This window comes from Schlesneria paludicola DSM 18645, assembly GCF_000255655.1.
GTDB lineage: Bacteria > Planctomycetota > Planctomycetia > Planctomycetales > Planctomycetaceae > Schlesneria > Schlesneria paludicola.
On sequence record NZ_JH636435.1, the window covers coordinates 2238560 to 2253674 of the forward strand.

The 15115-nt window shown below is 55.9% G+C and carries 10 protein-coding genes and 1 pseudogene; 3 read left to right on the forward strand and 8 right to left on the reverse strand.

Translation table 11 applies throughout. The annotated features are described in order from the left end of the window. Positions 1–130: 130 nt before the first annotated feature. Entirely contained in the window at positions 131–2293 is a 2163-nt protein-coding gene (locus OSO_RS0127145) for a WD40 repeat domain-containing protein (RefSeq protein ID WP_010586157.1), read from the reverse strand. Positions 2294–2996: 703 nt separating this feature from the next. Between OSO_RS0127145 and OSO_RS52330 the strand changes: the two genes are divergently transcribed. After that, positions 2997–3824, forward strand: coding sequence for a hypothetical protein (locus OSO_RS52330; RefSeq protein ID WP_157605471.1), 828 nt, complete (start codon positions 2997–2999; stop codon positions 3822–3824). Positions 3825–3987: 163 nt separating this feature from the next. Here OSO_RS52330 and OSO_RS0127165 read toward each other — a convergent pair whose 3' ends face one another. After that, complete coding sequence (locus OSO_RS0127165) at positions 3988–4230, reverse strand: hypothetical protein (protein WP_157605472.1); 243 nt, start codon at positions 4228–4230, stop codon at positions 3988–3990. Between the two features lie 527 nt (positions 4231–4757). Between OSO_RS0127165 and OSO_RS0127175 the strand changes: the two genes are divergently transcribed. Beyond that, the gene (locus tag OSO_RS0127175) at positions 4758–5195 is read left to right on the forward strand and encodes a hypothetical protein (protein ID WP_010586161.1); all 438 of its coding nucleotides are present in this window, start codon (positions 4758–4760) and stop codon (positions 5193–5195) included. 77 nt (positions 5196–5272) lie between these two features. Here OSO_RS0127175 and OSO_RS0127180 read toward each other — a convergent pair whose 3' ends face one another. Continuing rightward, positions 5273–7459, reverse strand: a complete 2187-nt coding sequence (locus tag OSO_RS0127180) for a response regulator (protein ID WP_010586162.1) — start codon at positions 7457–7459, stop codon at positions 5273–5275. A 43-nt stretch (positions 7460–7502) separates the two neighbouring features. Beyond that, positions 7503–8618, reverse strand: coding sequence for a sensor histidine kinase (locus OSO_RS48650; RefSeq protein ID WP_010586163.1), 1116 nt, complete (start codon positions 8616–8618; stop codon positions 7503–7505). A 385-nt stretch (positions 8619–9003) separates the two neighbouring features. On the opposite strand from OSO_RS48650, the gene OSO_RS52115 reads away from it, so the two are divergent. After that, positions 9004–9231, forward strand: a complete 228-nt coding sequence (locus OSO_RS52115) for a hypothetical protein (protein WP_237729342.1) — start codon at positions 9004–9006, stop codon at positions 9229–9231. 94 nt (positions 9232–9325) lie between these two features. On the opposite strand, the pseudogene OSO_RS52700 reads toward OSO_RS52115, so the two are convergent. The 4 genes and pseudogenes from OSO_RS52700 to OSO_RS0127220 form a co-directional block, all read right to left on the reverse strand. Continuing rightward, positions 9326–9790, reverse strand: a pseudogene (locus OSO_RS52700) (DUF4262 domain-containing protein); the annotation flags it as partial. A 93-nt stretch (positions 9791–9883) separates the two neighbouring features. Further along, on the reverse strand, positions 9884–10282 hold the full coding sequence (locus OSO_RS0127200) for a helix-turn-helix domain-containing protein (protein ID WP_010586165.1): 399 nt from the start codon (positions 10280–10282) through the stop codon (positions 9884–9886). Positions 10283–10387: 105 nt separating this feature from the next. Continuing rightward, entirely contained in the window at positions 10388–13141 is a 2754-nt protein-coding gene (ppc, locus tag OSO_RS0127205) for a phosphoenolpyruvate carboxylase (protein WP_010586166.1), read from the reverse strand. A 452-nt stretch (positions 13142–13593) separates the two neighbouring features. Further along, positions 13594–15039 carry a polysaccharide pyruvyl transferase family protein gene (locus OSO_RS0127220; RefSeq protein ID WP_010586167.1) on the reverse strand — a complete coding sequence of 482 codons (1446 nt, stop codon included), beginning with the start codon at positions 15037–15039 and terminating at the stop codon, positions 13594–13596. Positions 15040–15115 lie beyond the last annotated feature (76 nt).

Sequence of the window (15115 nt, forward strand, 5' to 3'; positions counted from 1 at the left end):
CGATCGTCTCCTTGGGAACGTCCGCGATCTGCCAGTGCGGCCCTGTCGTTTCGCAAGAGGGCAGGGGGTCTCGTCATCGTGCGCGGGCCTGAAACGATACAAACAAGTGAGGCTCGCGGAACACTCAGCTTCAATTAGCGCTTGAAGCACTCTCATCAGATTGGAGGGCGGTCCGAATTTCGGCCCAGTCAGTTCGTTTCAACCGCTTTTCGTCGTCTTCGGCGAAGAACACAAAGTCCTCTTCAAGAACTTTCTCATCTCCTTTTGTCACCCGACCGTGCGAATCCACGGTGACATATCCGGATGCTTCGCCAAACAAGACCTGCCACTCGGCGATGCCAGTTTCGGCATTCCACCGGCGAACCGTTCCATCTTCAGAACAGGAATAGATTCCTTTTCCATCCGGTGTCCATTGAACACAGAAAACGGCCCCCAGGTGGCCTTGAAGGGAAGCAAAAGCCGTCCCGTCGCTCTTCCAAATCCGGACCGAATTGTCGCGGCTTCCTGAGGCAAGTCGCGTTCCATCAGGACTGAACTCGACCGATTCGACATGGCCGCCGTGTCCGCCCACGACAGTGAGAAGTTCGCCGTCAGCATTCCACAAACGGATCGTATTGTCTTGATGTCCGGTGGCCATCAGTTGTCCGTCTTCTGCCCATGACAAGCCACAAATCGGAGCGGAAATCGCTTCGAGAACTTTCAGAGGTTTGCCATCGAGCGACCAGAACCGGATACAGCCATCAAACCCTGCAGAGCAGATTTGTGTTTGATCCGGGGTAAACCGCACCTTCGTAATGCCATGATTTTGCCTGCCAATCTGCGTGACTTTCGCCGTCTCGAGATTCACCAGGGCAACGACTTTCTGATCACCGCCCGAGGCCACCAATTTTCCGTCGCGAGACCAAGCCAGACCTCGGGTGTCACCCGGCAGTGCGATGGGGTCACCCACCGGGGTTCCTTTCAAATCGTATCGCTGCAAATTTCGGTAGTACCGCAATCCGGGGATCATCGTTGTCCCATCCGGGCTCCAGCAGATCGCAGCCGTGATCCCAAAAGTGACCGTTGACAGCGCTGGGGAGCTGTAAAGTTGCTCACCATCATTGCTGAACAACGCAAAATTACGATTCGCACCACCCGTCCCCAAGACTGTTCCGTTGGCATTCACGCTGACGGTGTGCAGACCGTTGACTCGCAAAGGCATCGTCGGCAGTGGCATCCCCAATGGATCAACGATCAATGGGCCTGCAGCAATCATGTCGCCCGAGGGGCGCCAGGCAACGGGAACGATTCCATTCAAGTTCGGCGTCGGCGCTCTCGACACGGCTTGACGATCACCAATTTTCCAGAGCTTGATTGAACGCCAGCTTCCGGCCACCGCCTGTGTCCCATCAGGACTCCAGGAGACATACGACAACGGCTGATCAATTAGTACCGAGTCAATAAGTGCACCGGTCCTGTCCCAGACCTTCATGTGCGCGACATCGGAATCTCCGTCGCTGCTGGCTTCAATCCCGAAATCACACGAGAGCAATTGCGAGCCGTTCGCGTTCCAAGCCAAAGACCGTACGGGCCCCACATGTGCCTCGACCACTGGACCGGGAACACCTTGATCACTCCAAAAGCGAATGGTCTTATTCTCACAGCCGGATGTGAGAGTTTTTCCGTCAGGATGCCAAGCCACTGCGTTCACGGGCGCCTCGTGTTCGCGTAACACCGCCACCGTCGTTCCATCCGTAGCCCAAATCCTCAACGTTCCATCGGAACTGCCCGAAGCCAACAGGTTCCCTTCGGGGTGCCACGACACATCTTGTACAGCATCTTCGTGATCACGATAGACAAACTGTTCTCGCCCGTCGGCGTTCCACAGTCGGACCGTTCCATCAAGCGACGCCGTCGCCAGTCGCTCTCCTTTTTGATCGAAGCGGATGGCGGTCACCGTATCGTGATGACCAGCCAGGACGATTTTGAACTCGGGTGAGTCCTGTTGAAAATCATACAGACGAACGATCGGTCCGCTGGCGATCGCCAACCACCGACCGTCAGGACTCCAGGTCACATTTGAAGCGCTTCCGCCCGGGTTCTTCGTGTACATCTGCCAACGTCGGCCACCGGGCAGGGGAGTCGGTTCCGACACGATTCCAGGAATCGCGCTGCGTTCGGACGCGACCGTCGTCTCTTCGGCACGGAGCGATTCATCCGCCACGACCGCTAAAAAAACAAACCCCGTCGCAGCGAAGGGCACTAGAACGCGTCGCGCCTTCGACCAGGCCCGTCTTCCAAGTGACCAGGACATTGCTTGTTCCTCTCCCACATGCAGAATTGCACCGCATTCGGTTTCGGCTGAAGTTGACGACTTAACGAACTCAGATGCTCATTGAAAATGAGCCACACACCACAGATCCACGAAGATCTAGTGACGAATACGATCAACGCCATCTCGCGTGATTTACAAAAAATGGGAGCGACAACGGCATCACGTTCTCGCCAAACACCACCACGATCGTTCCTCGAATGTACGACGGTGGAATCCGTTGAGAAATCCCCAACATCATTAAAGACATGCCGCCTGACAGTGTCGCGAATGTTGTCGGCAAATTCAACTGTTTAATGGATTTAACCAGAACGGCCCGTTCACCTGCCCGGCCATCGATTGGACAGGGCAGGACCTTCCACCTGCTCCCACTCAATCCAATCAAGCACCGTAGCCCATGCGATGAGATCACTGTCTGTGGCGGATGAATCGTAAAAAGTCGCAAATTCGGCACAATCGTGATTGCCCGCGCATCCAGACGACCTGTAAACTGGCGAACCGTGGGGAGATACGCGAAATAGGTTGCGTAGCTGCAAGCTAGCATCCCGTTCGTCACTCATGAACTAGATTTGACTGGATGCTCCCATCCACTGTTCCCGGTGAAGTGGCCGCAGAACTCTGAATCGCGGTCGTGATGGGGATCTTTGACTGGCGGGGTTCGTCACATTTGAAGGGTTTAAATCTTATGCTGCGTAAGCTGTGTTCACTGATTGCTGTTGGCGTGTTGACCTGCGGCTTCGCTCCCAGCCGCGCCCAGGCACAAACGGCCTACCCAGTCCAGACCGGACTGATTCAGTCGGCTGGACAATGCTGTCAGCCTGCTCCCACCTGTGGTGCTCAATTGGGCTGTGCAAGCTCATGGGGGGGCTCGGCAGGCTGCCGAACTCCGCTTGTCATTGGTACCTATTCCGGTTGCTCGACGATTTCGAACTGCGGCTACTCAGGTTATTCAGGCTACGGTTCCGGCTACAGCGGCACATATGGAACTTCGCGACACCGGATCTGGAATTTCAGCGGAGGTGTGTCGAGCTGCGATCCCTGCACGTACAACTCCAGTTACTACACAGGCTATTCCGGCTTGGGTTGTGGATTGCTGGGTTACCGTCGCCCCTGCCTGCCGTCGTACGCCACGAACTACGATAGTTGCGGCTACGGGTCGCGATATCTGAATGGCTACTACGGCGGATCGGGATGGGGCTCCTATGGCTCGTGCGCTCCACGGATCTCTGGTTGCTATTCCCGACGTCCTGCCTGCGGTGCTTACGCCACAACTCAGTGCTGTGCTCCAACCCTGTCATACGGATGCGCACCTTCGTGCTGTGCACCGAGTGCGAATTGTTGCGGCGCAACGTCGAATGTGATGACGTCAGATGGAATCACGCCGATTCCGCAAGCCACGCCGCAAGCACCTCCAAACGAAACGACATCTCCCCCAGCGGTCTCACCAACACCAGTGGCCCCTCAGGCTCCAACCGCCCCAACTCCAGCGGCGCCACCAACGCCAGGCACCTGATCAAGCGGACTGATCAGAGTCAAAACAGACGGCAACCGCGCGATTGCCGATCTTCGAGCCCAAATTGAAAACGCGGCGCCGATCCCCACCGGGTTCGGTGCCGCGTTTCGTTTCCGTAAGTTCGCACCCATTGGGTTCGGACGGAAATTCTCGCATCTGGATTTCAGGGCATTTCGAGATCAATACGGTCATTCTGCTCCGCAATTAAGACGTGTTGGCCCTGTGTTTCCCAGTCGTCAGCCGCCGTGACGCCCGCTGTTCGTTTTCGCTTTTCATCAAGCGACCACTCGGCCTGAATACGTCGACACTCTGCCGCAATCTGCTCGGCGGTCGGCAAATAGGCGAGATTCGAATCGACATCCCGCTCCGGGCGAAGGTCGTGCGGTGTCGTTCTCGAATTGGCCATGATCATAAATTCATTCCTCTCAAAACGAAGCGCAAAACGCCGCGAGCAATGGAGATGAGACGCAACCAAAGCCCGCGGCGCACCGTGACGCGGCCGGCAAGGAGTCACTCCGGCCACGTGGGAATCTTACGCCTGTCCACAAGGGCAAGAGATTACAAAATCGTTATTTTTTGAATTTTGTGGGACGGCCGACAGATCATACGTGCCGCGGTGATGGGAACAGCCGTGCGATCCGCCGCGTTTGTCCCGTATTGGTCTCGGCAGCGGCGTCGAGTGATCACCGACGAGATCAAGACGGGACGCACGAATCGCAGCCCTGATTGCCACACGTCGCCCTATCACGTCGCCACAATCCTTACGAAGAAGCCAGCCTCCCTCAACACAAATCTGAACACGACGAAAACAAGGAAGAATACACTGAAATTGAACCGCGGTTTTTGAATGTCAGACATCGGGCTCGTGAACACGTCGCAATGGGCGCGGAAAACAGCGAACCCGCTGCATTGTCACTACCAAGGAGTCACGCCATGTCGATCGCACGAGTCGGAACCTTGGGTCTATTCGCAGGCCTGCTGATCACCGCTGGAATCATCGGCACGAATGCAATCGACACCCTGAAGGCCAGCGCTTCGGAGGCGAAAGAGTCGAAACTCACGAAACTGCGAACGGAGAAAGTCGAAATCCTGCAACGAGTCGTGAATCAACTTGAGAAGCTACGCATCCAAAAAGAAGTCGGGGCCGATGATCTTTATGCAGCCCAGATGGAACTTTACCACGCGAAACTCGACCTTTGCGCCTCTGACCGAGACAGGATTGCGACCCTCGAACATTTGCTCAGTGAAGCACGCCGCCGCGAAGAGGCCGCGCTCCACTCGAATACCAAACCGTCACATCGCGCGCTGGAACGAGCACAAGTCGATCGATTGGACGTCGAGATTGCGCTGGAACAGCTGCTGTCGAAATAACCGCATCCGCGGCAACAGGCACATCGCGCCACGATAGTGCGCAGGGGCACCGGTGCCCGGATTCCGATATAGAACGCTTATTCGCAGAAATGCCCATTCTTTACGAGCGGTCGCACGCATTTTGCCTGCGGGCCATGTTCAGTCATTTCTTCCTCAAAACGGACCTCGCTTCCCAGCTCCAACCGGTGCAGCGCCAAGTCCACCAGGCTGTTGGCATGGAAATGGACCTCGCGACCATCGCAGGTCGAAATTGTTCCGCAAGCGGTCTCGGGGTGTTCGGCTCCATCAGGCAGACTGATTTTCGAAATCCGACCATGCGCTAACGCGCATGCTGAGTGCCGTGCCAGGGCGCGTTGCACCAGTGAGACGAGTTCGTGACGAGAATACGGCTTGCGAATGACACCTAGCACGTGCCCACCGCTTTCGTAATGGTCTTCCGAGAAGTAGCCGGATGAAAAAAAGATTTCGATGTTCGGGTCCAGATCGACAAGCCGTTCGAGAATGGCATCGCCCGTGATTCGGGGAAGATTCAAATCGATGATCGCCAGATCGACCTGCACCGGTGACTTCCGAAAGAGTTCCACCGCCTGAATGCCGTCGTCGGTGGAGAGAACCTGATATCCCTGCCGTTCCAGAATCTGCTGGCCCAACGCACGCACCATCGCGTCAGACTCGGCCAACAGGACAGTCGGCTTAAGGCCACGTGATCGCGGTGGAAGGGCCGTGGTGGATTCCATCGCAGGAATCTGCCCCGAACTCGGAAAATACAAATCGAATTGGATTCCCGCTTCTACACTATGACTGCACTCAACCCAGCCATGATGTTGTTCCATGACTTCCGTCACAAATTCCAAGCCGATTCCAGCGTCGTGTCGGCTCGAACCGCCTCTGGTGAGTTGTGCGGCGAGCCGCTCATACACTTCCTGCGTCAAACCACGCCCCGTCATGCCGATTCGCGCGCGGACAAAGTTCCCCTCACCGATCCGTTGAGGCTCGGCAGAATCGTCAGCCTTCAGCGCCAGGTTCTCGCAGTCGAGGACGATTCTGCCACCGTCAAGCAGCGAGTCCTGAATGCCAAGACAAAGGTTCACAAGAGCCTGTCCGACCTGGACTTCATCCACCGAAACGGGCCACAAACCCATTGTCGGCTTGCAAGTGACACGTAGCGAAGGATCGAAGAGTTGCTTGCTTTCTACCAGGAACGTTGACAGCAACGTATTGAGATCAACCTGCTGAAACCTGCCATGGCCTTCTCCTGAAAATCGCAAGAGCCGGCGGATCATGTCGGCAGCACGGTGACTGGCGGCTTCGACGCGCGTGAGAGCCTCTGCACCTTCCGACTCAACTGCGGATTGAGTCATCGCCAATGACGTATTACCCAGGATGACGGTCACGAGATTATTGAGGTGATGGGCCATCCCCCCGGCAAGACGTCGCACCGCCTCTAGCTTTTGTGACTGGCGGACATTTTCCTCGCCCTCGCGCTGAGTCCGTTCCAGTTCAAGTCGGGGCGCAATGCTTCTCACGGTCAGTGCAGTGCCAAGGTATTCGCCGTGTGGATCGAAAATCGGCGCGATCCGGCCTTCCACGGGAGTGCGCTGCCCACTTCGATCGATCAGGTCAGTGCCTTTCGCGATTGCAACATCACACCAGTCACAAGGGTCTTGACTGGCCACGTCCTCGAGTATGAATTGACCATGCGGCCGCGCAAGATGGCAGACGTCCGACAGCGACTTTCCTGCCGCTTCGTCCTTGTCCCAGCCCGTTAAATTGCACGCCGCGTGATTCATGAAGTGGATTCGACAATCGGCATCCGCGGTGATGATCGCGTCGTCGACACCTTCAAGAGTCGCTGCCAACCACCGTTCGGTCTCGGCCAGCCGTTGCTCGGCGCGGTGCATCGCCAGGGCCATCTCAATGGTCGTCTTCAACTCCTGCCCTTCATAAGGCTTCAAGAGATAGCCAAATGCTCCAGTGTCCGCCGCCCGAGCGACGGACTCGGCGTCGGCAAATGCCGACAGGTAGACGATTGGAGTGCCATAGTGAGCGTGGATCTCACGAGCGGCGTCGATTCCGTCGCGATCCCCTTTCAGGTGAATATCCATTAACACCAGATCGGGATGAAACTGATCCGCCTTTTCAATCGCATCCTTCGCGGACGAGGCAATTCCCGAAACCTGATAACCAAAGCCTTCCAACTCGTTCTGAATGCACGTCGCGACGATTCGTTCATCGTCGACCACCAGGATTTGACTTTTTGACATTTGACATTCCTCATACTTCATTCTTGAAAGACTTCGGGAAATGTCACCGTGATGGACATTCCACGGCCATTTGCCCATTCCAAAGTTCCGGAAAGTTGATCAACCAGAGCCTGCACGATTTGCTTGCCGATGCCATTTCCAGGGTTTCTTTGCCAGAAATTCCCACGCCGTCATCAGCGACGACCAGCTCAATCTGGTCATCGCGACTCCGGAGTTCGACACGAACCTCACCCGATCTTCTGTCGGGAAAGGCATACTTCAGTGCGTTGCAAACCAGCTCATTGACGATCAGGGCACACGGGATGATGCTGTCCGACTCCAACACAACTTTGTCGACGATGATTTTGGAGGTGATGTCACCCAGCGTGGGGGAATAGCATCGAAGCAGCGCCTGCACGAGTTCCGTGAGGTAAAGGTCCAACTGGAACGACGACAGATCTGGCATTCGAAACTGTCTGTCGTGAACCTGCGCGATGGCGCGAACACGCTGCTGGCATTCCTTAAACAGTTCACGACTGGCCTGATCCTGAATTCGACTCATCTGAAACCCGAGAAGACTGCTGATCACCTGAAGGTTGTTCTTGACGCGGTGTTGCAGCTCTCGATAGAGCGTTTCCTTCTCACTTAATGCCGTTTCGGTCGCCTCCATCGAGATCCGCAACTTTGCATGCGCGTCCTGCAAGACTGATTCTGCATGCCGTCGCTGTTCAATTTCCGAGACCAGACGCTCGTTTGTGGCGGTCAGATCGGCCGTCCGCTCTTGGACACGAATCCCCAGATTGTCGTTGGCCACACGCAACTCACGCGCGATCCTCTGGTAACTCTCCTGCAAACTGCAGATCAGACTCACGATGATCACGAAGTTGAGATCGCAGACCACGGCCGAGATATTGGAAAAGACAGACCCCACCGGAGGAAGAAAGAAGAAATCGACGGCCAATGCTGACAAGAGCGTCGCCACAAGAGCAGGACCTCGACCGCCCAGCCAGGCGGTCGCAACAATCGCGGCGGTAAAGGGAACCGTCGGGGTCGCTCGTAAAGGGGACAATAAGGCTGTGAGAATGACTGCGGCACAGACACCGAGCACGCCGCCGACATAGGCCAGAACATTTTCCGTACCCAGCCGTGGCACATCACTGGTCGCCAATGCCCAGTTCATACAATCCCTAGCACGCTCGGCCAAAACGGGCGACGCACCATCGCTCGCTATTCTGCCAGATTCGCGTCCCGCGATTGATTCCATTCGCATTCACGCGCGTTGAACAAACTCCATTCTAGGAGCGAATCAATCCCGAAGGATCGAGGAAGATGTTCCTTCACGACGAATTCACCCATCGCGCAATCTGCCCATTACGAAGTTGTAATCAGAGGGACGAATTTGGCTTCAACCGTACTCAACTCATCGCCTCGTCGAACATTCGTCGAAAGACAACGTGTGCTCTAAGTTGTGGGCACACATCCAATCGTCGCCCTTGCGGACGGCAAGAAGATTGGCCGTCGGTTTAAACCCAGTCTGACAAGACCACAAACCATTAAAGTGGCTTATGCTCGTCGCCAAGGTGAACAAGCCGAATCCCTCGTCGCTTGACTTCCCGCGGGAAGATTTGCCAGCGCTGCGATTGATGGATGTCGGTGAAGAATCTCTTCTAATGTGGCTATTCTTCCATCCGCAGGCGAAGTTGAAGTACCACACAAGAATTGCCAATCCCCATCGCGATCGTGGCAAATATGCAAAACGGGATGCGAGCCGTCAAGAACTCGATTTGTCGTGAAGACGGCTCGATTCTTTCCTTCAGAAAACGGCCATCCGCTTTGATGCGTCAAGAGAGGCTGGCGTTGCCGCACGACAGAATGACAACCTGCTTGCCACGGAAACTGACGCTGACTGTCGGGCCAAACGCATTGAAGAACTTGAAATGAATCCGGCCGATAAAACCACATTGCAAAACCAAAGTATTCGGGGAAGACCTCAGTCGGAACTGATCGGAAAATGCAGGAATAGCCTTCCAAGATTTGATCGCTCTCATGCCAGTCTTGAAATCGACTCCCTTTCCGGACTTCTTCGCCGATCGCATTGATGATGTTCATCATCGCTGCCACGTCTCTGAGCCCCAACACGATCACTTCCGGATGATTCAGCGTGTGCTGCATTCCGATCGAGTAGGCAAAGGCAGGGCCCTCGAAATGGTCCTCAATCCCAACAACGTGCCAACCAACACGATGAACGTCGTCGATGACGCGTTGCTCAGTGGCATCGTCACTCTTGGTACGCACCACCTTGTCTACTCCAGAAATTCGCAGATTCACATCAGATATGTCTTGCCGTGCCATGTGAGAATATGAATGCTGGCGATTGATCACGCGCTGTCACGAAATCAGCCGACCTTATCACATCGACGCGGCATGGCATCGGAATGATCGCACCTAATTGAGGATCGCAAGAAGTTCGCCGATGGTGTGTTGTGTTTCAAGAGGGTGCCGCAGTTGCAGCTTTGCGTTCACCGTATAGCGGTTGCAGCGCCCTTCTTTGGTGATCTGGAGATAGCCTGCATCGACCAGTTCCGCGACGATTCGCTGCACCATCCGTTCAGTAATCCCGACTGCAGTCGCGACATCACGTAACCGCTGATCTGATTGCCGAAATAAGCTGAGCAGTACGTGCGTGTGGTTCGTCAAGAACGTCCAACTCGTCGGGTCTGGAAGCACGAGGGGTTTCCGGGCCGTGATAGATTTTGAGGCCGTCGAAGGCTTGGGTGAGCCCACAGGTGATTTCACAGACTTTTTCATCTTCAAACCTTGCTGCTCGGCCGAAGCGGATTTCACAGGCACTCCAGATCAATTCAGATGCAGGCCAGTCCATCGCGATGGCGCGAACAGTCTCCACTCCAAACATCGCACAAGTGATGCACGCACAACGGACAGGATACATTAACCGGTCGTGCGAAGCCCCGCCGCGACCCCCTGAATTGTCAGTCTGGCCAGTTCTTCCTGCCGCGCGACATCTGCGTCCTGGCCCCGTTCACTCGCCAGACGCATTCTTCGAATCAGTTCGATCTGAATCAGATTTAGAGGATCCACATACGGATTTCGCTCTTGAATCGACCGCTGCAACCAGGGAGTGCTGGCCAGTAACGTCGACTGACGCGTAATCAGCAGAACTGCCGCCTGAGTCTGTTGGAACTCCTCATCGATCAACTGCCAGATCGCTTGAACTTCCTCATCCTTCACCAGGTCCACATAACGTCGGGCGATGCCGAGATCGGCCTTGGCGAGTGCCAGTTCGGCGTTGTCGATCACTGCCTGAAACATCGGCCAGTGATCGTACATCGCCTGCAGTTCCGACCAATCTTCGCCCACCTGATGTACATATTCGACCAGGGCCGAACCCAGGCCGAACCATGCGGGAATGAAATGTCGGCTTTGCGTCCACGCAAACGTCCAGGGAATCGCCCGAAGATCCGCAAGCGAGCGACGTTCGCGGCGACGGGAAGGGCGGGAACCGAGCGGCAACCGTTCGATTTGCGTAATAGGCGTTGCTTGATCGAAGTAGGCCAGGAACGCGGGATGGTCGATCAGCGATCGATACTTGCGGAACGAACTTTCTGCAAGTTGATCCAATTGCGTCAGCCACTTCGGAGGGGTTGGTTCCGTTTCGCGGCCTGACACCAGCAGTGTGGCCCATGTCACCTGTTCCAGATGCCGCGTCGCGATTTGTGGATCGTCGTACCGTTCGGCGATCACTTCCCCCTGTTCGGTCATGCGAATCGCTCCATCAACCGACTTGGGTGGCAACGAGAGAATCGTTCGTGCGGCAGGGCCGCCGCCTCGTCCCAAGGCGCCCCCGCGACCGTGAAACACCACTAGCCTCACACCGTGCGTCCGGGCCACTTCGGCCAATTGCTCTTGCACGCGAAACAATCCCCAACTGGCAGCAAGATAGCCTCCATCCTTTGTGCTGTCGGAGTAACCCACCATCACAACTTGTGTCGGCGTCGAACCAGGTTTGGTGGCGATGTAGCGGGCATATTCGGGAATGTTCAAGAGCTGATCAAAGATCTCGGGGCCGCGCTGCAAATCGCGAATCGTTTCGAACAGCGGAACGATCGGCAGATAGGGGGCTGGTTGAGTTCCCTTCGACGACGTGGCGTTCCAGCCCCATTGCCAGAACCACAGGACAGCCAGTAGATCACTCGGTTCATGCGTCATACTGATAATGTGACTGCCGATTCGATCGTGGCCTTCGTCCCGATAAATCTGGGCCAGACACTTGAATAGCGACAACGTCTCTCGAGACTGATCGCTCAACGCCGCCGCCAGCAACTCGTCGCCGACTTGTGGGCCTTCGAGCAACATCGCCTGGCGTGCCGCTTCGTCGGCCGCCAGATAGTCGTCGCAGACGCCCGTCAACCGAAACACGTCCGCCAAGACGTCGTTGTGGACGCGGGAATCCTGGCGAATATCGAGAGCTGCGAACTGTAGCCCGAACGTTTCGATCTGGTCGAGCCAGGTGCTGAGATGCGAGACGGCAATCCGTTTGCCCTTGTTGGCGACAACACTCTCGGTCAGTAGAGACACGTCACGAAACAGTTCTGGTCCATTCCGATAGGCCGTACCGTCTGATTGGTCCCCAAGCGAGGTTCGCAGCGTCGCTTCGAGTCGGACTTCGATGATCTTCAGCCACCGCCGATAGATTTCGAGTTCGGAGATCGACTCAACAGCCGATCTGGCCGACGCGGATTGCTGGAGCGCCTGGTCGATGGCCGCTTTAAATTCGGGTTCGATGTCAACTTGCCGGTTCGACATGACCAGCAACTGTTCCAGTTTCCGGCAGACGCCCAAGTGACGTTGCACCGCCGCTCGTTGCAGAAGATTCAACGTTTGCAACGTCACATCGTGGGTGACAAACGGATTGCCGTCGCGATCGCCGCCGATCCAGGAGCCAAACTTGATAAACACCGGAACACGGAATTCATGTTGCGGAAACTGCTGAACGAGAGCCGTCCGCATCTGATCGCGCAACTGCGGCGCAATCTCCCAAAGCCCGTCGAAGAAAAAGAGACCGCGTTCGACTTCATTGAGCACCGTCGGGCGCTGAGGTCGAATGGGGTCAACCTGCCAGAGCAATGTCAGATCGCTCAGGATCGTATCCAGCATCGCAATCCGCTCGCGCGGCAACAAATCTGGACGGTGTTCGGCCTGAAGTGTCTGACGCAGATGTCGCAACACCCGTCGCGTCGTTCGCCGCTTCGCTTCCGTTGGATGCGCCGTAAACACGGGTTCGATCGACAAACAATCCAACTTCTGCTGAATCACATCCGGCGCGAGTCCGCTCGCTTTCAGCTCCTGAATTGCGGCACCGATCGATTCGGCTCTCGGTCGGTCACCAGCCGTTCGCTCGCGATCACGCAAGACCTGAACACGATGCAGATCTTCAGAGAGATTGGCGAGGTCAAAGTGGATGATCAAAGCCCGCACACAAACGGCGAGTTGGTCCTCGCGAAGCTCAGCAATTCGTGCGGCCATCCGCTCGGCCGCACCACGAACGCCAGCACGACGCTCAAGCGCCAACTGACGAATCTGCCGCAACAGTTTCACAAGCTCCAGACCGGACTGCTCAACCAGCATCTGCTCCAAAAGTTCAATCAGCGAATCAATATCTTGTTGCAATGTCGGCGTTTCCATGGCGGTTCAATCTGATCAGGAAGAGAGCAGGGCAGGGATCGCGGCACGACATCTTGGCAATCGATTCGACACGAAGGTCTCTTCGGCCATGGGACTTACGAGCAACGCCACGAATCTCACGAACTAAAACACACGAATCTTTTTTCGCGTTTCTACCGACGCGAGTTCACGCGAACAAGCGTGCCTTCCAAAAGAATCGGAAAGGCGAAGTTTGGCGCAACGGATTGCAGCACGATCCACAGGCACTTTTGGCAGGGTGAATCTTCCGAAAATCACCATTTCCTCACGCTGACTCGGTCCCCTCGCTGACTCGAAGCCCGACGAAACCGCGTCGACGCCCCGCCATCTAGCGTTTAAGGCAAGGATTCTTCATTGAAGATCGCGAGGTTCACCACGCAGCGGCAAGATCGGAGAGTAAGAAAGTTGAAATGAGTCCGCGTTTCGAACGACCGTTATTCAGCGATCGTCTGCATTTCGCAAGGCTCGATCGCGCATTCGCTGAGCAGCACCTGCAATTCAAGGCTTAAGGGAGAGAGGTAGCTCTCCCAGGAATCAAACCTCAACGAGGGCTCGAACGCGGGATGTCGATCAACAACATAGTCGACAAGACGGCGCCCCATCTTCGACATGACCTTAAGATTTCGCGCAACCGTCTGGCGTGCCTCGGACACGATGGCGTCTGCGTTTTGAAACAGTTCGTCGAGCACCTCGACAGAACGGTCTTCCAAATTGGGATCGTCGACCATCAGCAGCAACTTTTCGTGGCCACGGTCACGCATAAGATTCACGATTCGTTCATCCATCGAGATGCCTGCTGATGCGACATGCCCCGCCATCGAAGTGACAATCGCATGATATCGCGACGACAACATGAAATCCGCAGCGCGAAACAAGCTCACCAGTTGGTACATGTTGTACTGCGACGAACTGAACATCGGGGCGCCACCCAACTTCGCCGATAAGCGACGCATCGCAGGATTATCGATCTCTTCACTGGCCGCAACGACGACGAAGACGGATCGTCGCTGACGAAAGCGTACAATCGCATTGGCGAGAGAAGTGAGATACGACTCAAATCGCCGCTCAGACTCTTCATTGGAATTGAAAAAGAAAACGCTGCCATAATGACTGGCACGATGCGCTCCAAACAGTCGCTGAACACCTTTCTGCAACGATGCTTTTACGGGCCAGCAGAAGGGATTCACCGGACAGACCATGAGCACCGGTTCGCCGTTCCAGCCAACCTCTCGCAATTGGTCGGTGGCATACGCGTCGGGCGCAGGTGAGAACGTCCAGGCGGTATCCGTTCCGAGTTCGCTCGGCACACCCAACTCGGCCAGGGCGGACCGAGATTCTCCGTTCCTCGTCAGGATCAGCGACTCTTTGCAGTAGTCCGCCGTCAATCGCTTCGGCCATGCATTCATCACACCAGCCTCGGCTCCATAGGCAATGGACATTCGGCCATGCGCCGTCGCCAACCCGAGTGCTCCGACAAACATCACGGTCAGCAGGTCGGTAAATCGACTTTTGAATGTCGACCCCTCACAAGCCAGAACACCATGATACCGAGGAACTTCTCGGGCGAGAAAACGAGGAAACAAGGTCTCGGGCGAGACCTGACGCACACCGGCAAAGTAGCCCTGCGAGTACTTCCGAATGAAGCTAAACACGGTGATGTCGACACGATCTGCCCCGAAGAGATGGCGCACTTGCCGAATCATTTCCTCGACTCTGACGTCGCTGCCCGTATTCCGTGTCCCGTTATAACCCGCGAACAACAGTCGCAGCTTGTCCGAAGCCAGCCGACCACACGTCTCGTCACGTTGCGGCCGCCGCTGCGCCTGGCGAATCGTCCGATCCATCCAGGCGGCGAAAAGATCATCGATTGAAATCGCCATGGTCGAACCGTTGATTGAATCGTAGTGACAGAAAGCGAGAGCGGATAAGGCGATCCACGGCGGCAGGCGTAGAGCG

Bases quoted from the DNA above. Each gene is read 5' to 3' on its own strand.
- OSO_RS0127220 (WP_010586167.1), bottom strand. From the start codon at position 15,039: ATGGCGATTTCAATCGATGATCTTTTCGCCGCCTGGATGGATCGGACG.
- OSO_RS0127165 (WP_157605472.1), bottom strand. From the start codon at position 4,230: ATGGCCAATTCGAGAACGACACCGCACGACCTTCGCCCGGAGCGGGAT.
- ppc (WP_010586166.1), bottom strand. From the start codon at position 13,141: ATGGAAACGCCGACATTGCAACAAGATATTGATTCGCTGATTGAACTT.
- OSO_RS0127145 (WP_010586157.1), bottom strand. From the start codon at position 2,293: ATGTCCTGGTCACTTGGAAGACGGGCCTGGTCGAAGGCGCGACGCGTT.
- OSO_RS48650 (WP_010586163.1), bottom strand. From the start codon at position 8,618: ATGAACTGGGCATTGGCGACCAGTGATGTGCCACGGCTGGGTACGGAA.
- OSO_RS52330 (WP_157605471.1), top strand. From the start codon at position 2,997: ATGCTGCGTAAGCTGTGTTCACTGATTGCTGTTGGCGTGTTGACCTGC.
- OSO_RS0127175 (WP_010586161.1), top strand. From the start codon at position 4,758: ATGTCGATCGCACGAGTCGGAACCTTGGGTCTATTCGCAGGCCTGCTG.
- OSO_RS0127180 (WP_010586162.1), bottom strand. From the start codon at position 7,459: ATGTCAAAAAGTCAAATCCTGGTGGTCGACGATGAACGAATCGTCGCG.
- OSO_RS52115 (WP_237729342.1), top strand. From the start codon at position 9,004: ATGCTCGTCGCCAAGGTGAACAAGCCGAATCCCTCGTCGCTTGACTTC.